The organism is Vreelandella sulfidaeris Esulfide1 (assembly GCF_054072535.1).
Map to the genome: position 1 here is coordinate 1,937,886 of NZ_CM133364.1, position 18,687 is coordinate 1,956,572.

Genomic DNA, 18,687 nt, shown 5'->3' on the forward strand with positions numbered 1-18,687 from the left:
AAGAAAAGGGGCTCAAAGCCCCTTAACGTTACAAGTATAAGTAATTGGTTACTGCCTTCACAAGTCCGAAATAAGCCTCACGACCCGGCCAGTAGAGTCATACCGCTTGAGCGCTCTGTCGCCGGTCAGCAGCGTCATTCCCTCAACGGTCGCCTGCGCTATCAGCAAACGGTCGAAGGGGTCTGCATGATGCTTTGGCATGTTCTGAACAGGCAGCGTGTGCTGAGGCAGTATGGGCATTGTTTTGATGAACGTGCCTTCCAGATTCTTCATCACGCCACTGGCATTAATTCTTAGCTTGCCGTTGCCAGATTTGATAGCGATTTCCCACAGCGAGACTGCGCTATACCGAACCTCTTCGGCGTCATCGAGTGTCATGCTAACCTTGGAGTTAATACGTTCATCACCGGCCAATAGCCAAATGATAATGTTGGTGTCGAGCAGTAGTCTCATCCCAGGTTATCCTCGTGAAAGCTGGCCAATTCGTCGCCTTCCAGGGGAGCGTCCCAGCCTTCGGCGTATTCGATTTCATCTTTCATGCACCCCAGTAGCTTCAGAGCATTCGACTCCTGCTCGATAGGCACCAGACGCACCATTGGCTTGCCGCGTTTCGCAATTATCACTTCATCACCTGCCATTGCCTTCTCGATCAGCTTTGAGAGTTGTGACTTGGCGTCGTGAATGTTGACGTCCACCATAACCTCCAAACTAGCTAAGTAACTTAGCTAAGTGTAATCGACTCTTCCTGGCTACGCGAATCCTCTTCCGCCGGAGTGACGTGGTTGATCCAAGCACCTATGCCGTTTTTTTAGTGTAGGCAAATAGCTCGTCCCAGTAATTATGGTAACGAGGTGAAGTTTATTTCTAGTTAATACGGTTAGAAATCATTAGTTTTATTAATATTTAATTTATATGTTGAAATAATACATTTCGTATTAAAAGTATAGTAAATAGGGATAATTTACCTTTAAGTGAAGGTGTTGTTGCTATAATGAATGATGTTTGTCATTTAAGCGGGGGGGGTTATGAATACTTGTTTTTATGGTGACAACCGTTACTCCGAAGGGACAGAAATTTGCCAGCAAGGTCGTGTTATGAGGTGCATAGGGGGGGCGTGGTCAGACACAGGAAGAGATTGTCCTGAAGGCTTTATCGAGGAAGAAGAGCGAATTCAAGAAATATTGAAAGATATACCAACTTCTTTAGAAGAGCGAATTAAAGAATTATTGAAAGATATACCAACTTCTTCAGAAGAGGGGGAGAAAGAAAAGAAATATTCTTTAGATACTTCTCATGAGAGCATTAGTCAAGCTGGTCGAAATTACGTCCTTTTTGCTGAGAAATGGAGCCTGACAAATTATGGGGGTTGGGTAACTGGCGTAGGGGCTGAAACAATGGGAGAAGTTTGCGGAGGTTCTTTCGCTCCATTTAAAATACCTTCAGGGAATATTTACTACATAGACGATGAATTTCAGCGATGCCCAGATAGGTTACTTTCTTACAAAGAAATTAGATACCGCGGGTAGTGGAAACACTTTAATGCAGGCGGAAATAAACCAATGAACCAGCTACAGCTTGCTCATAAAGGCGGTATTTACGTCTTTTCGCTTGCTGTAGCTTTGTTTCATTTTGCACTCGGTATATGGCTTTGGCTGTTATACGAGTGCTTGTTACCCACGCTCACTCCACGAGTGGCCGCTTATTGAGTTGAAGCGAGTGACGGTGGGAATCGCTCACGGATAACAACGGTGGTCATCACGCAGTTTCCTTGGGTGCGTATTCCGATTGGCATTCCCCGGAACGCTTAATGATGGCGTCGCGAAGCGCTCGCATATTTCGCTTAGCCTCAGAGTCACACCAGGTATTCACAGCAGATCGGGCACACTTCACGCCCTGATGACCCTTGACCCACTTCAGCTTCACATACTTGGCACCCAGGGCAGTCAGTCGCAATGCGCGGTCGCGGATAGCGTCAATTGCCCCAAGACAGTCCGACTCGATCACCACGATTTGATCTTTGAGGTCTAAACGAGTCTCTAAGTGAGCCAGCGCTTCCTCCAATGCGATGATCTCGGCGTTTTGCGAATCCTTGACCCCAGGGAGCGCTCCAGAGAGGCGTTTGGTTTCAGGTGGACTTCCAAGTTTCATCCAAACTGCCCAGCCTGTAGCGAGCGTATTGGGGCAATGAGAGGCATCGCAGAACACTGTCACGAACTTGGCCCGGCGCTCAGCAAGATTCTGATACATGGTCATTTCATAAGCTCCACAGGATGGCTGGGCTCGTCTTCGCGGTCACGACCTTTGTAATACAGCTCAGCGTCACCTTTCAGAACGTCGTGGAACGTGATGCCCTCTTCAAGAACGCAGTAGTAGATGCCGGTCGTCTTATGCCGACACAGCGGCCTGCCGAACCAGTCAATACCGCAGGCTTCAAGTTCATTAATTGTCATTGTTGTTCTCAGCCTCCTTACGAATAGCAATCTCACTTGTAAAAACGGATGCCCACATTACACCCAATTGGATATTGGGTTTAACGAAAGAATGGCGACCGTCGGCGATCATCTTCATCACGTTAAGGATGTATACGCTGTCCATTTCCTCGACCAGCATTGCACCGCCACTCTTCGACTTGGATAGCCAGCAGCGGAGTTCGACGGCCTTGATGTAGCCAGCGCTGTCGTGCTTTAACTGCTTGGCAAGCTCCAAGCGGCGTTCCGCGTCGGAACTCCTGGCAGCCTTTTTATCGATCGACGCGAAAGACGGTGCGGCAGTAGTGGGAATCACCGGTTGCTTAGTAAATCCGGCGAGCGCACCCCATGAAGGGTTATCCATTGGTAAACTCCTGAATTAGCAGCGCTTTTGCTGCAAAGATATTTTCGATCAAATAGCAGAGGGGAGACAGCGCGACGTTGCGGCCGCGCTGCTGATCACTAAACGGCGATGGGTGCCTTAATAGCGGGTTGAAAGCTGTAGTCGAAAACGCTGATGTCGTGGAAGGTGTATTCGCTTGGGTCATTTACCTGACGATGAAGCACCACGTAGGGCGAACACTCGACAACCTCGCGTGGCAACTGCTCAGCGATCTGGTCAATGTGGTTGGAGTAGAGGTGCGCATCGCCGATGGTGTGAATAAACTCCAGCGACTCCATGCCAACGCACTTGGCAATCATGTGAGTCAGCAGCGAGTAGCTGGCGATGTTGAACGGCACACCCAGGAAGAAGTCTCCGCTGCGCTGATACAGGTGACAGGACAAGCCGCGAGTCGCTGGAACCAAGCGATCCAGCAGTTCAGGCGGTATCGAGTCTTTGTTGGTCAGGTGCCCAGAGATAAACAGCTCGACTTCGGCTTCTGTCAGCTCGCGAGAGTCGTCGCGGTCTATCTGGAAGGCACGCTCACGGGCAATCTCACAACGCTCGGCGTAGGTCAGCTCACGGCTGTAGAACTGGACAAAAGAGTGGCAGGGCGGTAGCGCTTGCTCTTCGACCACCGACGGATTCCAGGCAGTCAGGATCAGTCGACGCGAGTCGGGATTGGTGCGAAGTTGATGAAGCAGGTCGGCGATCTGGTCGATCTTCCGCTGTATCGTCACTAAACCTTTTGCTGGATCGAAGGCGACTACCTCAAAGCCAGGGTTTTTGGCGGCAAAGTCGCTCAGCGTCCACTGGTCAACGTTCATTACCCGGGTGTCGTCCCACTTACGCCATTGCACGCCGTATACCGGCCCTAGATCACCATTCTCATCCGCCCATGAGTCCCAAATACCGACCTTGTTCTCTTTCAGGTAAGCGATATTGCCTTCACCACGAAGGAACCAGATCAGCTCATGGATGATCGACCGCAGCTTCAGCTCTTTGGTGGTCAGCAATGGCAGCTTGTCAGCGGTAATATCGAAGACCATTTGCTGGCCAAACAGGGAAACAGTGCCCGTTCCGGTGCGGTCGCCCTTGGAAGCGCCGAATTCCAGTATTTGCTCAGCCGTGTTGAGGTAAATATCGTCTGGCAGTTGCATGTTAAATTCCTACTATTAGGTTGATGATCGGAGAAATATCAGCAGCGGTAAGCGTCAACATCACCAAGAACACAACGCCTTTGAGTAAAGTCACCAATTCCTTATCCTCGTTAAAAATATAAGTAACGTGTGACTATTATCGTGGAGCGCACTAAGGCACTCCACGTTCTTTAAAGGGTTAGTGGGCGGGAACCAGAGAGGTGAGGTCGGCTTTGCTGTAGTTGGGGTTCTTCACCACCTTGCCGTTGTCGATGTTCTTCACCACCCAGCGCATATCGTCCATGCGGCGGAACATCAAGCCATCCAGCGAGCCGGTGAAACCTGCACTCTTCATGTATTCATGGCAGGCGTCTTCGTTTGGAAGAGTATCGGGAAGCAGCTTGCTCATGTTGGAGCGGTGAATCTCAGACATGACCGCCAAAGGATCGGCGCCAGTAACCACTTTCATCGAGAAAATGAACGACAAAATCAAACCGACGCTTGGCTCGACGGTTGTAAAACTAACTTCACTTTCTGGCAGCTCGTGAGTGGCGTCTTTGGCAATTACGCTTGTGATTTCAAAGTTCGCCTGGATGAAGACGTTGCGCATCCAGCGCGCCCAGCCACCAGCACTTTCAACCTCGCTCAATGTGTAAGCGATGTCTTCTTCGATGGCCATAGAGGCGATAATCTCACTAACGACCTCACCTAAACTTTCGCTGGTCACGCCGCATTCCACGATGTTTCCCAGGGAGAAGTAAATTGAATCGCCCAGCGCATCGACGACCTCTACCTTGTCGGTCGCCAGACTTGCTTTCGTGCCTTCCAAAAGCTCTTCGAGTAGGTAAGTGTAGCGTTCAACGCCACGACGCTCAGGCAGCGTCATAGAAGGTTCTACGCCCACCGGATGGCCATAGACTTCGTGGAACTCGCGCACCATCTCAGCAGAACGAACGATGGTATCAACGATGGATTGTTTGGTGATCATGTAAACCAGTGACCTCATTTCAGTGTGCTGTCAGTCGTATTGCTGACACTGTCATTTTCCGCTGCGCTGTGTAGGCATAACAGCGCATAAAAAAAGGGCGAAGCTCTGAGGCTACGCCCTTTAGTAAGTATGCCGTTACTTATACCTGTATGTCGAGAGCCACTTTGCGAAGTTTTTCCAAGTCAAGGGTGGGGTTCACTCGACCAAGCAGATACGAGCTAATCTCGGCCTCCTGCGGGGCTACCTGAACGTTGCCGCTGTAGAGGTATTTATTCACCCACTGAACTTGATGAGGCTCAGCAGTCGGGAACAGGGCAGGGATGCCGCCGCCCAACATCGTTTGGTTGGTGACGTTAGCCAGGAAGCCTTTGATGTGAGAGACGTTCAAGCCCGGTAACGTGCGTCCATTGGCAAACAAATGTTCCGCCCAAGCCACCTCCTGATCGAAGCACTCTTGGTAAATCTGCGTCACTTCCGGCAGCACCGCATCAAAGTCCGCCTTCCACTCAGCGCCTTCCTTGCCGGTGGCAATGGTCTTCAGAACGTCTCCGATCGCCTTACGGTGGAGCGCTTCGTCACGGGCAATAAAGCGGATGATCTTTGAGTTGCCCGCCATCACGTTCAGCTTTTCCGTAAAGGCGAAAGAACACAGGAAAGACACATAGAACCGCACGCCTTCCAGTGCATTGACCGCTGCCAGCGCCTTGATGATCAGTCGACGCATCAAGCTGGGGTCGATCATGACCCGCTCATTGCGCGAAGGAACCACATGGTAGCCGTAGCCATAAACCGAGTAGATCATGCCGATCTCGATCAGCTCGTCGTAGGCTTGGGTTAATGCTTGAGCGCGATTGATGATGTTCTCGTCGACCACGATGGAGTCAAACACTGCCGCAGGGTCAGGGAAGACGTTGCGGATAATGTGGGTGTAAGACTTATCGTGAATCGCCTCGAATGCCGGCCAGACGACGGTAAACGTCTCAAGCTCAGGGATTGAGATCAGGTGTCCAAACGCAAGCATCGGAGCGCGAGCCTGGACCGAGTCGAGTAGCGACTGATACTTCAGGTTGGCCAAGAAGATATAGCGCTGGTCTTCTGTAAGGGTGTTCCAAAACTCCAGCTTGTCCCGGCTCAGATCGACCTCTTCAGGACGCCAGAACTGGGCGAACTGCTGGTCAGTTGCCTTATCCAAGAAGCGATACTTGACCCGGTCATACCGGGCCACGTTGAGACCTGAACCGAGGAACATCGGCTCAGTGGTTGCATCGACTTGTTTGGCGTTAAAGGTGGTATAACTCATCGCTTACTTACTCCTTGGGAGAAAATTAAAGGGCACAGGCGCCGCTATCACAGCCAACTTCGTCATTGGCGATTGCTTCCCACTGCTGTTGTTTGAGGCTTTCCAGCTCTTCCCTGGCGGATGCCTCGGTGTTCTCTACAGAATGGGATTGAGCCCCTTTCTCAGTTTTTTCCTCATCACCCTGGCCATCGCGAAGGTTTGAGTAGTAGGCCGTTTTCACACCCCAGCGATAGGCAAGCAGAAGCTCTTCAGTGATGACCTGAAGCGGAATCTGACCGTCAGCGTAGGAATCGGGGTTGTAATTGGTATTGGCAGAAATCGATTGGTCGACGAACTTCTGCATGATTCCCACCAGACCCAAGTAGCCACGATTGTTGGGTAACTCCCACAACGTTTCGTAGACACCCGCCAGCTCTTCGTAATCCGGCACGATCTGACTGATGGTGATCTCGGCATTGCCTTTAACGGACACCAGCTCACGAGGCGGCTCGATACCGTTGGTGCTGTTGGACACCTGGCTGGATGACTCACAAGGCATCAATGCGGATAGGGTGCAGTTACGCATACCAAAGCGCAGGACGTTGTGACGAAGGGTTTCCCAGTCCATGTGCAGGGGTTCGTCGTGCAGCTCGTCAACGGCTTTCTTGTAATGATCGATGGGCATCAGACCGCGTGAATACTTGGTCGCGTGGAATCCAGGGGCGACACCGAAACGCCGTGCTAAGTCGACGGAAGCCTCGATCAAGTAATACTGGAATGCCTCCATAAACGCGTGAGTGATGTTGTTGCCGGAGCCATCGCTGTAGCGAGCGTTGTTCTTGGCCAGCCAGTTGGCGAAGTTGGTGATGCCAATTCCAAGCGGACGATATTTCTTGGTAGCGTTGCGAGCCGCAGGCACCACGTAATCTTGATAGTCGAGCAGGGCGTCGAGGAAGTTGACCAGCACACGAACGACACGGCGAAGCTGCGCCAGGGATGTGATTTTGCCCATGTTTACGCCCGCCAAGGTGCAGAGCGACACTTCACCATTGGGATCGTCAACAGTCAGCAGCGGCTTGGTGGGAAGGGTTATCTCCACGCAAAGGTTCGACTGACGGATCGGGGCGATCTCTGGCAAGAATGAACTGTGCGTGTTGCAGTGGTCGACGTTCATCAGGTAAAGCCGAGACGTCTCGGTGCGCTCTAAGAGCAACTGTGTGAAGACCTCAACCGCGCTCATGGTCTTCTTGCGGATCGTGGTGCTCTTCTCGGCGTTTTCGTAGAGCTTGATCCACTGTGCGGTGTCAGCAAAGAAGGCGTCGTAAAGCCCTGGCACTTCATGCGGACTGAACAGGGTGATTTGCTCGCCGTTCTGAAGACGCTGCCACAGGTAGCCGTTGATCTGGAAACAGTGATCCATGCGGCGGACTCGGTTCAGCTCAAGCCCCTTGTTGTTCTTCAGAACCACTAGGTTCTCAAACTCCAGGTGCCAGATTGGCCAGAACATGGTCGCAGATGCACCGCGGATGCCGCCCTGTGAACACGCTTTCACCGATGCTTCGAACTTCTTGGCAAAGGGCACTACGCCAGTGTGATACGCCAAACCACCGCGCACTTCTGAGCCTTCAGCGCGGATCATTCCCAGGTTGCCACCTAAGCCAGCACGGGCGGCGCCATACAAACTGGCCACGTCACAAGCGGCATTGATTTCAGCCAAGGAATCACCGGCCTCGACGACCACACAGCTTGAGAACTGACGAAGCGGCGTGCGAACACCACCCCAGATAGGCGTTGGCAAAGAGCCTTCGAACGTCGACACCACGTCGTAGAAGTCTTTCACCTGTTGGATTAAATCGTCGCCCTGGTAGCGCGTCGGCAAAACAGCCATGCCAATCAACATAGCGGCGTGCTGAGGGGCGTCGTAGATGCGACCAGTTACCCGATTCTTGATCAGGTATTTGGTGGTCATCTGCATTGAACCCGCGTAATGGAAGTTCATATCGCGGTCAGAGCGCACGTAGGCGTTGAGTTCTTCGAGCTGGTCGTCGGTGAAGGGCTCAAGCAATTGCTTGTCGTAGATGCCCGCTTCAATCAGCTTTCGCGTGTGATGGGCGAGGTGCGGGTAGTCGTATTGACCGTAGGCTTCTTTGCGCGCCCGGAACATTTCTAACCGACCAGCCACGAGCGAGTAGCTTGGCGATTGGCCAGCTTCTACCCCGATAAGTTGGGCAGCGGCCTGTGTAACAACGGTGTGCAGTTGAGCGGTAGTGATACCGTCAAAGAGATTGGCTTCGGCGATATTAACGATCGCCTGGACGCTGGCATTTTTCAGCTCACCAACTGCCCAAAAAACGACACGCTCGATCTTTTCTCGATTGAATGGCAGACGGGCGCCGTCGCGTTTAATAACGTGCATGAAAATACTTCCTGATGATGGGTGGTGCGTCAATGATAAGTAAGTTGTTACTTACTAGCTAGGCTTGACAGCATAGAAATATGCCATCAAGCCCAATATCTTGTGTAAGAAGGGTGGTGCGGCTACCTCATGCAGCAGCCTTTAGGAAGGAGGCAATGCGCTGGAACTCTGCGGTGGCCATACCAGCATAGATGGCTGCGATTGCGTCAGCCATGTGCTCAGCCTTGCCCTCGATCACCGTGGAGACGCCTTTTTTCTTCTGCATGGGCCAGGGGGCTTCGGGGTGCTTGGCCATTGCCCAGGCGATCATTTCCTCTTTGGTGGCCGTCTTCTTGCCTACAGAGGTCACTTTGACTTCCGTCGGGGTCACTTCGAAGAACGGAGTGCCTGATGCTCGAAGTCCGCCCAGAACGCCCACACAGACGCCGTAGGACGCCATTGCTCGTGCGCTCTTGCTACCGACAGGGACTTCGACAAAACACGCCTTAGCGCCTAATCCAGCCGTTATAGCGCCTTCATAAAGCTGGCGTGCCACGTCAACATCAGTAGAGTTCTGACGCACCTGTTTACCTTCCAACTTGTTGGGCTGAATGACGTCGAGGTGGTCGATCGTCAGTGCGCCCGTGTTGAGGTTCAGTAGCCCAACGGCCAATCCCCAATTGCGCAACGATGGGTCTTGGCCCACCACTCGGATGATACTCATGGCTTCTCCTAAAATTTCAGAACGCCGTAGTTGGGGTTGATGTTGCGAAACTCGGCAACCTCAGCAGCAATTGAGTCGTCGAGTTCGGGAATGCTAACGTCCTCTTGGCTCGTGTTTACGTTGACCACGCAACCGTCCACCAAGAACGGTAGCTTCAGTTCAGTGAGAATACTTTCGGCGATAATCGAAGGGCTATGGTTGTTGAAGTTGACATTCATTGGGTGCAGAGAGTCCGAGAGGTCACGACTTATCGCCTGCGGCCAGATGAAGCCAGATTTCCGATACTTATCCTGCTGGACCCGGCTGATATAGGTCAGAAAGTCTTCCAAATTCCGACCGTCACCCATGCGACCCGAGTAGATGCGCTCTGCGTCATACTCGGTCAGGTAGATCAACTCGTTACCTCTTGTTCTGACTCCAAAAGCCAATTGCGGTGAATCCCCTACGCGCAAGTTGGCAGTAATGAACTCAAACCGCTCGATGTCGGAAACCATAATGGTCTTTTCGGTAACTGACTCCAGCCAAGGAGTCGACCCTTCCATCGAGGGGCTGTATGTCGAGGCGTCGACTCCAGGCAAGCGATAGATCATGTGCCGATCTAAGAGAAGGTTTCGGAACTGGTCGTTGAAGAACGGGTATTCGTCGAGCTTAACGCCTAGCATCAGCATCCATTTGAGAAAGCCGTTTGCATCCACATGTCGACGCTGTGATTCACGGGTTGGTGTATAGGGCATATCTTTACCAGAAGTAAGCTGTTACTTACATTATGACGCGCACGTAGAGGCTACGCACGCATCTTTTGCTAGGCCGACCGATACAGAGGGTCGGCGCCAATGAACACTTCTTCGGGTGCCTCCGGCCAATCTCTGCGAATGTCGTCAAAGTCAGCCTCATACCAGCAGCGCAAGAAGGCCAGACCGTCGTCGGTTTCGAGGGCGAACTTGATCGCCGCAACACAAGATTCGGTTCCCTGCGTGGCTTCCCCATCAAGGTCGAAATGTCCCGCCTCCAGCGCCTTCTTGCCTAGATGAGTGATCTGCCATGCTTTGCCCGTCTCCGGGTAACACACGTTGGCCAGCCCGTTATTGCACAGCGACTTAATGGTTGATCCGTTGGCTCCCACCTTAATCAGGTCAAAGTAGTCACATGGGCCGTCTTTCATTCTCTGAAGCCCGGCGAGCTGCGATGCGGTGAGCTGTTTTGTTTTGCTCATGGTATTAATCCTCAATACGGCTCAGGCCGTGTTCTTTGACGACGGTGATGGCGTCGGAAATGTAATGATTAAGATCGTTATGGCTGATGACCAACACGGTGCCGGACTTCGTTGCCTTTTCCTTCATGATCGACATCAGACGCTCAAGACCATTTGAATCCAGGGCGTGGTCAATCTCGTCGAAGATGAATAGCGGCAGAGACTTGGCCGAACGGGTAGCCACAAGGTCTTGCAAAGCCATTGCTGTCGCGATTCGCACTTTGCGCTTCTCGCCGCCAGACAGACCGCCGAACGACTTGGCTCCTTTGGTGTTGGTGACGTGGATCGCAAACTTATCGCGCAGCTCACCGGCTTTAGTCGCACTGATCGTTTGCCACGTAGCGGTGATCTCGCCTTCGGATAACTGCCCCAGGTAGTGACCGGTGCGGTCATTGAGAATGGGGGTGACGTGGTCGAGGATATGCGCTCGCACCCCGGACGTTCCCAGCACCTCGACAGCCAGGTTAGCGACACTAAGGCGACGCTCGACTTCGCTCATTTTGGCCACTTCGCCAGTGCGATCAGCCACCAGCTTCTCGATTGCCTCTTGCGTCTCAGCCAGCATCTTGGCGTAGGGGCTGGTTTCAGCCTGGATACGCTTAAACTCTGCGATTGCTGACTCGACTTGTCGCTTGAGCCCCGATGCGCGTGCTAAATCGCTATCAACAGCAGCCATCAGACTTCGAATTTCGCGTTCTAAGCTCGTTTCGTCTGCAATGCTAGTCATCGCATCTTCGAAGTTGGTAAGCGTCTCCTGAGCGATTTTTAAGCGTTCCCGCGTATCTTCCATCTTCGTCTGCAAAGACTTGTATTCAGCGACGGCTTCCGTGAGCGACTTTTTGCGGAGAGCGCGAGCGTCTTCCAGGTCGTTCTCGTGATAAGGCTTGCCACATTCGCCACACGGCTTGCCAGCCAATTCACCCACTTCCTGATAGGCTTTCTTACCAGCCTTGACTCGCTCACCGGAATAACGAATATCCGTATCGAGACTGGCGATTTGGCGATCTATCGTGGCGACTTTGGCTTGTAGGTCTTTCTGAACGTCGCGCTCTTTGCCAGTGGCATCGATGCGCTTACGCACTTCAGCAAGGCGCTTATCCAGTTCCTTCTTGCGATCCTGAATAGACTTCACATCGAGGGCATCAAACTGACCCTTTAGATCAACGGCGTCTTTTTTCACCGTCTCAGCTTTGGCTTTCTGGTCAACATGCCACTGCTTATTGGCCTCTTCGTAGCGGGTGAGCTGTTCACGCTGTCCCTGAAGGCGAATATCTAGCTTCTCGATGGCGGTTTGCTGCAATTCCGCTTCGCGTTTTACCAAGTTGGCTTTTTCGCGCTGAAGTTTATACGCCTCATTGAGTCGATCGATGCCCGCCGCTTCCTCAACCAGCGCTTTCAGTTCCTTGTCAGTGCGCATCGGAAGGTCGGGCATGGCCTCCTGTCCCGCGTAAACCGAGTTGGCGAACACCGACTCAGACGATCCGACGATCTTATTGACCAGCTCTTGGGTCTGCTTATCGGTGCCAAGCGTAATGTCCGTGCCGTTATGCTCAACGGTCAGGCGATTCTTGCCCTTGCTGTGCTTACGGTGCCGGGTGACGAGGTAAACGTCTGCGTCATCCTTGATGGTCAATATGACACGGCACTCTTTGCCAGCAGCGTCATTGATCACATCGTCGGTGCCCACGCCACGCGCTGTTTTGCCGTAGAGGCACCAGAACACGGCGTCCACCAGGGAAGACTTACCGGCACCGTTGGAACTGGCCCCGCCATTCTCTAAATTCTTTCCCTGAATCAGCATCAAGCCGCGATTGGCCAGGGAGACTTCCGCTTCACCAATGGAAAGGAAGTTTTCGATCTGTAGGTGATCAAACTGCATGGTCGACCTCCGCTAAAGTTGTAAGCACGGCGGCGTTCACATCGGCCTTGAGGTCGGCATCAATGGAGCTGCTTGCGGAAATGAAATGGGTAACGCTGTCTTCGAGGCGATCCAGGCTGGTCTTCGCTGCGCCCTTGCGGGTGACTGCCTTTTCCTTACGAACTGGCAGGATCAACGCAGCGGCAGCACCAAGCTCGTCGACTAACAGCTCGCGGTAAGCCACGACCTCTTTGTCTTCGTCGATTTCAATCCGAGCCCGAACGTAGTTGCCCGCGACACGGTCGGCGTCATCGACCTCTATGTCTTCCATATCAATGAACTTCGGTGCGTCGGTCTCGAAATGCTGAACGTCGCTGACGGTGCCCTTGTCTTGGACGATCAGGTAGCCCGCCTTGCTATTAACGTCGCCCCAGTTTTGATGCGTCAGCGCGCCTACAGAGAACACGCCAGGACGAACGCGCTTGAAGTTGTGGTAGTGACCAACGAAGACGTTCTTGAAGCCAAAGCAAGCCAGCACGTCTGGATCGATACCGTGATCCGGTAAGCCAGGGATGATCTCGTTGACGGGGGCGTGGATCATCAGCGTCACTTCCTCCGCCTTAACCCCAAAGCGAGCAGGTGCCTCCTTTAGCCACGCTTCGATGGTCGCCAGCAGGTCTTTCTGCTTCGCGTGCCAGGGGATCATCAAAACGTTGTGGACTGGCTGAAAGAAGGGCTCATCCGAAACAACAGTGATGCCATCGCCAGTCAGGGCAGTGCCCGAGTTGCCGATACGATTGGAGTTTTCGAATTCAAGGTCGTGGTTTCCGGCCAGGGCAAAGATCGGCATGCCTAACTCTTCAGCGATTTCTTTGAAGAGGTCAGCAACCGGATTAAGCACTGACGGAGCCACACGACCGCGGACATGGAAGATGTCGCCGCAGTGATAGAGTGCGGTGCATCCGGCGTCCTTCATGTGAACCGCTGCTTTGCGCGTTTCATCCATGGCGATCTGAAGACGGGAGTTGATCAACCCGTCCTGTTTCGCAAAGGCAGTGAAAGGGTGGTAGTGCGTGTCGGAAATTATTCCAAATTTCATGTTAATACCTAAGTCAGTTGTTACTTACTACTACAGGCAAAATTGTAAGCCCATAGTCTCGAATCAAACGCACCTCATCGGCAGCGTATTGATTAGCGTTGACCCGCAGGTCACTCAAAAACGTGGGAAGGGCGCGTCTGGAGAAGGTGCAATGAATATAAGAAGGGCGGGTGAGTCCGCGTGAGTCCTTGATGTTATAGGTCAGGTCTACGCGCATGCCGCTGTCTGTGAACCGCTTTCCTGCCCGGATCAATCGAAGTGAGTCACTTTCGTTCACGGTTCGATGTGCTGTATGCCAGCACGTTTTAATCTGACTATCGAAGTAGGCAAGGTAACGATCGCCATTGGCAAAGTAGCTACCGAACGCGAGTCCTACGGCAGCAGCGGTAACGATCAGTGGTGTCTTTAGTTTCATCGGAAAGCCCCTGTGTGGAATCGATCTTGTTGCTTGATGTAGTCATGCTAACGCGAGCGATACAGGGGCTCTACGCGCCGCTTATCGCTACTGTTGAGCCATCTCGTTAATGACGTTCAGGTCATCGCCTGCCCAGGTTTTTCCGTATACCTCCAAAAATTCCAGCATGGGTCTGTCGCCCACCCATTGTTCCTCTTCGCCGAAGTCGCAATCAGCGTAGGTGCTGGTTTTGACGCCATCTTTGTCTGTATAGCCAAACTCGATACTCAGGTCGCCGAAGTAGTTGGTGCCGACCTTCTGGACCATTCCCACCTTACCTTCCCGCATCACTTACTTGGCTGCATTCCAGCACTGCGCGCCGTGTGGATCGATATACGCCTTATAGCGGTCGTTATGTATTGCGAAGCCAGCGGCAGCAGTGGACAAAGTAAGTCCCGCAATCAGCACGATGGTCTTGATCTTCATGAAGTGATCCCCGTTAGAATTTTTTGACTACAGCTCTACGATATTTGAAATGTTGAAGGGGCAAAAATCGCTGAAGCGACCCCCCGCGAGCGCTGTAGTTGAGAATTCTAATCTTGGTTTTATCAAAGTAGTTATCAATTTTAGTGACGTAACGATCACCCGTATCACGCACAAAAACGCCCACGACAGTAATGCCGTGAGCGCGCATCATGCTGAGGGTGTCATCGTCCATTGCCCAGGCTGCCACTCCCTTCTTAATGGCTTCCCCGACTCTTACCTCACCAGCCCGGTATATCTCGCTTCGCTTGCGATACGCCATATAGACCTTCTGGCCGGTATCGAGCGTTACTATTGCGCCATAGAGACGCTTATCCTTCTTGACCAGCTCCAGATGCTTCTCTGGGCATAACACGTAAGCCATGTTCCAGTCTCCGCAAGTAGATAGCGGTTAGAGTGGAGTTCTCGCTGAGAAAGTGGCCGTGTGCCTTCTGCATGATATGCCCGACGTAGTCGACCGCAGACTGATTGGTGTCGCGGAAGGGAGCGCAGTGATTGAACGCTGCGTGCCGTTCGAGCATTTCACCGTAGACACCGTGATGCAGACGAGTGACTTCGGCATAGCCTTCGATTTCCGCCGTCTTGGTATTCACCATTGCCACTTTGTCACCTACCTTCAGTCGCTCATACCACCCTTTGCCTACTCGGAGAGTGTTGAACTGACGCTCAAGACCAACGATAGGGGGCATAAAACCAACGGAAGGAATGTATTTCTCACAGTGGCGGACTGACAGGGTGACGAAGTGATCAGCCTTATCCATCATTTGCCTCACGGGACACTGATCGTTGATACCGCAGGTGTCGCAAAGAAGAACCTCACGCTTCTTCTCTGAGGCGGTTTCAATGGTAAAGCGACCTGATTCGGTGCGCTTCACCCAGCGAGAACGCTTCAAGTTGATTGCCATGCCAAAATCCCGTTTTGATTGATCCTGGCATGACTATAAACGCCCTACTGATAAGGCATCCAGTTATTTCAGGCGGCTGTATCGTCTTCGTCAGCGGTCAAATCGATGTTGATGTCATCGACCGATGCGCCGTCTAACAACGCTTTTATCGCAGCCGCTACGGCGGGATCACTCTTGATCATGCCAGCGAGTTTCTTCTTGGTGATCTTCTCGCCTTCCCAGTAGCAATACGCCGACTTCTTGCCGCCACCCTGTAGGATTTCATGCTCGCACATATACTCGACCAGGGAGCCTTCAACATCGAAGTTGCCGGTGCCGTCGTCGTTGAACATGAAGTTCCACTTGCACTTACGGAAGGGCGCAGAGACCTTGTTCTTGATGCACTCGGCGCCAATCTGCTGGCCGACTTTCGTGCTATCGCTGGCCGACTTCTTGATCATGGTGCGACCCAGGCGAATACGCACTGAGGCGTAGAACTTCACCGCGTCACCGCCAGGGGTGGTAGTCGGATCACCGAACATCACGCCAATTTTGGTGCGGGTCTGGTTCAACACGATCAAAAGGCAGTTGTAGTCGTCACACGCCTGAGCGATCAGCTTGAATGACGCCGACGTTGCCCGAGCAAGCGCCGTGTTGTCGTTCATGTTCATGGCGTCGGCAGACTTATCGGCGATCTGCTTGGGCACCATGGACGCTAGCGAGTCCCAAACCACGACGATGGGTGCCTTCGCATCGATCAATTTCTTCTCACGAACCACGCGCAGCAGGTTGATCGTTTCGACCACCGTCTGCTCGTAGGTCACACCCTTTTTGTAGACGAAGCGCCCGGGTGTTAGATCAAGACCACTCTTCTCGGCCTGTTCGGTGTCGAAGCTACGCTCATGGTCGAAGAACGCAGCGATACCGCCAGTCTTCTGAGCAGACTTCATGCACTCATTGGCGATCGCAGTCTTACCCGAAGACTCTGGGCCTGACAGCTCGACAACACGGCCGCAAGGCATTCCGCCGTCGTAACGTCCGCTCACGTTGCGGTTGAGGGGAGGGAAGCCAGTGTCGAGCCATACGGAGACGGTGGACACTGCGTCGTTTGCGCCAATAGCGGCCATGATTTCTTTGGCTAAGTCGGGTGTTTTGCTCATGATGCTTTTCTCATGTGTGAACGGGGGTTGTGGTCAAGGAACGGCTCAACGAAAGCGTCGAAGTCCGCCAGGATTGAGTTAAAGGCGAACTCGCGGCAAAACTCTCGGAACCCATCAAGGTCAAGGCTGTTGCGATAAAGCACCTGAACGTTTTCAGGGGTTGGCCCGCTGAGTAGGTTCATCAGCTTGACGTTGCGCTTGAAGACCTCGATGCGTGTCAAATCAGGCTCTTTAGGCGAAGGTTCGCCCATCGCAAAGTCGCGGTAGGCTTTCGGCACTTTCCGCTTGGCTTCTACGTCCGCACGAATACGGGTGATGAAGTTCTTTACGTCGCCATACTGGGCGAGGATTTCCGGTGCTGACTTTTCACCGATACGACCAACGCCAGGTATTTCGTCAGAATTGTCGCCGTGAAGCGCTTTGCCTTGAACAAACGCCACTGGTGATAGGTAGCCGGTGTTTTCCGCGAAGGTGACGCTATGCACCATCCGGCCATCTTTGTGATTTACCCAGGTCGCGTTTTCCTTGATCAATTGCTTCCAGTCGTGGTCGCCTGTGATCATGAAAACTTCGTGACCTTGATTGGTGTAAACCTTCACTAAATGGCCGGCCAAATCGTCCGCTTCAAAGTCTTCGGCGTAGATCGATGGCACGCCAAGCAGACCCAGCCCGCGCTTAATGTCTTCGCGGCATTCACGGAAGCATTTGCGCATGTGCTGAACGCGGGGATCAGGCTCTTTACCGCGCTTGGCTTTGTAGTCAGGGAACAGGTCGTAACGCCACTTGGCCTTGCCATCCCACAGCATCAGGGGGCGAGCCTTTAGCTCAACGATGTGGCGGCGGACACTGCGGATCGAGCCAAAGATCGATTGAATCTCGCGATCACCGACTGTCAGCTTGGTTCCATCCTGGGCGGCGTATCCGATAGCGTGGCTATCGAACAAAACGTATCTCATAGGGTATCTCCCAACGAAAGAAGGGGGCCGATTGGCCCCCTTTCGTGTCGCGCTTAGAGGTCGTCCAAACCGTTCAGGATGTCGTCTAGGTCATCGTCGGAGGCGGCAATCTCAGCAGCAAGATCAACAGCCGGAGCTGGGGTAGCGGCAGGGGCAGGAGTCGCAGCAGCTACAGGAGCCGGGTCTTCTTCCCAGGGCGCCTCTTCCATCAGCTCGCCTTCCAGTGCTTCCAGTTCTGCTTCTGCGGTATCAGCAGCAGTGGCAGCAGTATTCAGAAGGGCAGCGCCGCCAGTAGCAGCGGCGGTAGTAACGGTCGCAGCAACACCCACAGCAGCAGGGGCAGAAGCAGCGGCACCTTCTGGCGGAGTGAAGAACCCAGCAGGGCCATCAGTTCCGGTCGCCGCTACAGCAGGTGCGCTAAGACGTGCCATTGCAGGGGCGGGCAGACCAGTGACCGCAGTTGTTGCACGAACTGCCTTCAGCAAGCCTTGCTCGGATTCCTGAGAGCAGTAAGCAGCAAGATCAGTCACCGCTGACTTATCGTATTCGACAGCCGTAGATTTCGGGGAGACAGCAACCGAGTATTCGGTATCGATACCAGAGCCAGTCTTGGTGACGATGAAGTCGTAGCCAGACGCAGGGTTGGTGATTTCTTCGCCTTCGTCCAGATAGACCATCATCTGATCGACCATGGAGTCAAACACGCCAGCGGGCAACTCAACGACCACAGGCTTGTTGGGTTCAGCGCTATCACGCATCAGCGCGTTAACCAGAACACGACCGGAGGCTTTCGCCTGACCCAGCAGCTTCTCCATGCCCAAGTTGCCGGTGTCTTTGGCAACCTTGATGCCTTCGTAAATCGCCGAGCAGACAGGGCATTCCTTACCGTAAGTCTTATCGGTGCAAACGTAGACCGCAGCCAGTTTGCTTTCCTTGTCTTTGACGTAGTGCATGCCAAAGTCGTGGTAGAACACGTCAGGCTCCTTCCAACCCGGCAGAACACGGATGCGGTTCTTACCAGCCTGGAAACGGACGGGTTTGATGTATTGCGCTTTCTTAGCAGCCTGCTCAGCTTTACGGTTGTTCAGGCGGTTTTTAAGATCAGCCAGTGACATTGCATTTACCTCTATTTCAGTGTGGTATTTCGTTTTTTTTATTTCCGCTTC

The 18,687-nt window shown here is 53.0% G+C and carries 23 protein-coding genes; 1 reads left to right on the forward strand and 22 read right to left on the reverse strand.

Going from position 1 to position 18,687, the window contains the following annotated elements; translation table 11 throughout:
* Window positions 1-57 precede the first annotated feature (57 nt).
* Both ACW44H_RS09050 and ACW44H_RS09055 read right to left on the reverse strand, forming a co-directional pair.
* Window positions 58-453, reverse strand: coding sequence for a type II toxin-antitoxin system VapC family toxin (locus ACW44H_RS09050; RefSeq protein ID WP_457508640.1), 396 nt, complete (start codon window positions 451-453; stop codon window positions 58-60).
* Window positions 450-698: a type II toxin-antitoxin system Phd/YefM family antitoxin gene (locus ACW44H_RS09055; protein WP_457508642.1), complete on the reverse strand. Its 249-nt coding sequence runs from the start codon at window positions 696-698 to the stop codon at window positions 450-452. The genes ACW44H_RS09050 and ACW44H_RS09055 overlap by 4 nt, the downstream gene beginning before the upstream one ends.
* Before the next feature lie 327 nt (window positions 699-1,025).
* Between ACW44H_RS09055 and ACW44H_RS09060 the strand changes: the two genes are divergently transcribed.
* The gene (locus tag ACW44H_RS09060; protein WP_457508644.1) at window positions 1,026-1,526 is read left to right on the forward strand and encodes a hypothetical protein; all 501 of its coding nucleotides are present in this window, start codon (window positions 1,026-1,028) and stop codon (window positions 1,524-1,526) included.
* A 229-nt stretch (window positions 1,527-1,755) separates the two neighbouring features.
* On the opposite strand, the gene ACW44H_RS09065 is transcribed toward ACW44H_RS09060, so the two are convergent.
* The 20 genes from ACW44H_RS09065 to ACW44H_RS09160 all read right to left on the reverse strand — a co-directional run bounded on the left by ACW44H_RS09065 (window position 1,756) and on the right by ACW44H_RS09160 (window position 18,636).
* The gene (locus ACW44H_RS09065; protein ID WP_457508646.1) at window positions 1,756-2,253 is read right to left on the reverse strand and encodes an RNase H family protein; all 498 of its coding nucleotides are present in this window, start codon (window positions 2,251-2,253) and stop codon (window positions 1,756-1,758) included.
* Complete coding sequence (locus ACW44H_RS09070) at window positions 2,250-2,450, reverse strand: hypothetical protein (protein WP_457508648.1); 201 nt, start codon at window positions 2,448-2,450, stop codon at window positions 2,250-2,252. Before ACW44H_RS09070 ends, ACW44H_RS09065 begins: the two co-directional genes overlap by 4 nt.
* Window positions 2,440-2,832: a hypothetical protein gene (locus tag ACW44H_RS09075; protein ID WP_457508650.1), complete on the reverse strand. Its 393-nt coding sequence runs from the start codon at window positions 2,830-2,832 to the stop codon at window positions 2,440-2,442. The genes ACW44H_RS09070 and ACW44H_RS09075 overlap by 11 nt, the downstream gene beginning before the upstream one ends.
* Window positions 2,833-2,930: 98 nt before the next feature.
* Complete coding sequence (gene thyA, locus ACW44H_RS09080; RefSeq protein ID WP_457508652.1) at window positions 2,931-4,010, reverse strand: thymidylate synthase; 1,080 nt, start codon at window positions 4,008-4,010, stop codon at window positions 2,931-2,933.
* Window positions 4,011-4,188: 178 nt separating this feature from the next.
* On the reverse strand, window positions 4,189-4,977 hold the full coding sequence (locus ACW44H_RS09085) for a pyrophosphohydrolase domain-containing protein (protein WP_457508654.1): 789 nt from the start codon (window positions 4,975-4,977) through the stop codon (window positions 4,189-4,191).
* 139 nt (window positions 4,978-5,116) lie between these two features.
* On the reverse strand, window positions 5,117-6,277 hold the full coding sequence (gene nrdB / locus ACW44H_RS09090) for a class Ia ribonucleoside-diphosphate reductase subunit beta (RefSeq protein ID WP_457508656.1): 1,161 nt from the start codon (window positions 6,275-6,277) through the stop codon (window positions 5,117-5,119).
* A gap of 25 nt (window positions 6,278-6,302) precedes the next feature.
* Entirely contained in the window at window positions 6,303-8,672 is a 2,370-nt protein-coding gene (nrdA, locus tag ACW44H_RS09095) for a class 1a ribonucleoside-diphosphate reductase subunit alpha (RefSeq protein ID WP_457508658.1), read from the reverse strand.
* A gap of 127 nt (window positions 8,673-8,799) precedes the next feature.
* Entirely contained in the window at window positions 8,800-9,375 is a 576-nt protein-coding gene (locus ACW44H_RS09100) for a hypothetical protein (RefSeq protein ID WP_457508660.1), read from the reverse strand.
* Between the two features lie 8 nt (window positions 9,376-9,383).
* The gene (locus ACW44H_RS09105) at window positions 9,384-10,109 is read right to left on the reverse strand and encodes a hypothetical protein (protein WP_457508662.1); all 726 of its coding nucleotides are present in this window, start codon (window positions 10,107-10,109) and stop codon (window positions 9,384-9,386) included.
* 68 nt (window positions 10,110-10,177) lie between these two features.
* The gene (locus ACW44H_RS09110; RefSeq protein ID WP_457508664.1) at window positions 10,178-10,588 is read right to left on the reverse strand and encodes a hypothetical protein; all 411 of its coding nucleotides are present in this window, start codon (window positions 10,586-10,588) and stop codon (window positions 10,178-10,180) included.
* Window positions 10,589-10,592: 4 nt separating this feature from the next.
* The gene (locus ACW44H_RS09115) at window positions 10,593-12,506 is read right to left on the reverse strand and encodes an AAA family ATPase (protein ID WP_457508666.1); all 1,914 of its coding nucleotides are present in this window, start codon (window positions 12,504-12,506) and stop codon (window positions 10,593-10,595) included.
* Window positions 12,496-13,584 carry a metallophosphoesterase gene (locus ACW44H_RS09120; RefSeq protein WP_457508668.1) on the reverse strand — a complete coding sequence of 363 codons (1,089 nt, stop codon included), beginning with the start codon at window positions 13,582-13,584 and terminating at the stop codon, window positions 12,496-12,498. Before ACW44H_RS09120 ends, ACW44H_RS09115 begins: the two co-directional genes overlap by 11 nt.
* A gap of 13 nt (window positions 13,585-13,597) precedes the next feature.
* Entirely contained in the window at window positions 13,598-13,999 is a 402-nt protein-coding gene (locus ACW44H_RS09125) for a hypothetical protein (RefSeq protein WP_457508670.1), read from the reverse strand.
* 87 nt (window positions 14,000-14,086) lie between these two features.
* Window positions 14,087-14,305, reverse strand: a complete 219-nt coding sequence (locus ACW44H_RS09130) for a hypothetical protein (protein ID WP_457508671.1) — start codon at window positions 14,303-14,305, stop codon at window positions 14,087-14,089.
* 24 nt (window positions 14,306-14,329) lie between these two features.
* Window positions 14,330-14,464, reverse strand: a complete 135-nt coding sequence (locus tag ACW44H_RS09135) for a hypothetical protein (RefSeq protein WP_457508673.1) — start codon at window positions 14,462-14,464, stop codon at window positions 14,330-14,332.
* A gap of 13 nt (window positions 14,465-14,477) precedes the next feature.
* A complete protein-coding gene (locus ACW44H_RS09140; protein WP_457508675.1) occupies window positions 14,478-14,885 on the reverse strand; it encodes a hypothetical protein in 408 nt (135 codons plus the stop codon).
* Window positions 14,833-15,426 (reverse strand): hypothetical protein, encoded by a 594-nt coding sequence (locus tag ACW44H_RS09145; protein WP_457508677.1) that lies wholly within the window; start codon window positions 15,424-15,426, stop codon window positions 14,833-14,835. The genes ACW44H_RS09140 and ACW44H_RS09145 overlap by 53 nt, the downstream gene beginning before the upstream one ends.
* A gap of 68 nt (window positions 15,427-15,494) precedes the next feature.
* Complete coding sequence (locus ACW44H_RS09150) at window positions 15,495-16,565, reverse strand: hypothetical protein (RefSeq protein WP_457508679.1); 1,071 nt, start codon at window positions 16,563-16,565, stop codon at window positions 15,495-15,497.
* Complete coding sequence (locus ACW44H_RS09155; protein WP_457508680.1) at window positions 16,562-17,521, reverse strand: 5'-3' exonuclease H3TH domain-containing protein; 960 nt, start codon at window positions 17,519-17,521, stop codon at window positions 16,562-16,564. Before ACW44H_RS09155 ends, ACW44H_RS09150 begins: the two co-directional genes overlap by 4 nt.
* Before the next feature lie 53 nt (window positions 17,522-17,574).
* Window positions 17,575-18,636 carry a hypothetical protein gene (locus ACW44H_RS09160; protein ID WP_457508682.1) on the reverse strand — a complete coding sequence of 354 codons (1,062 nt, stop codon included), beginning with the start codon at window positions 18,634-18,636 and terminating at the stop codon, window positions 17,575-17,577.
* Between the last annotated feature and the right edge of the window lie 51 nt (window positions 18,637-18,687).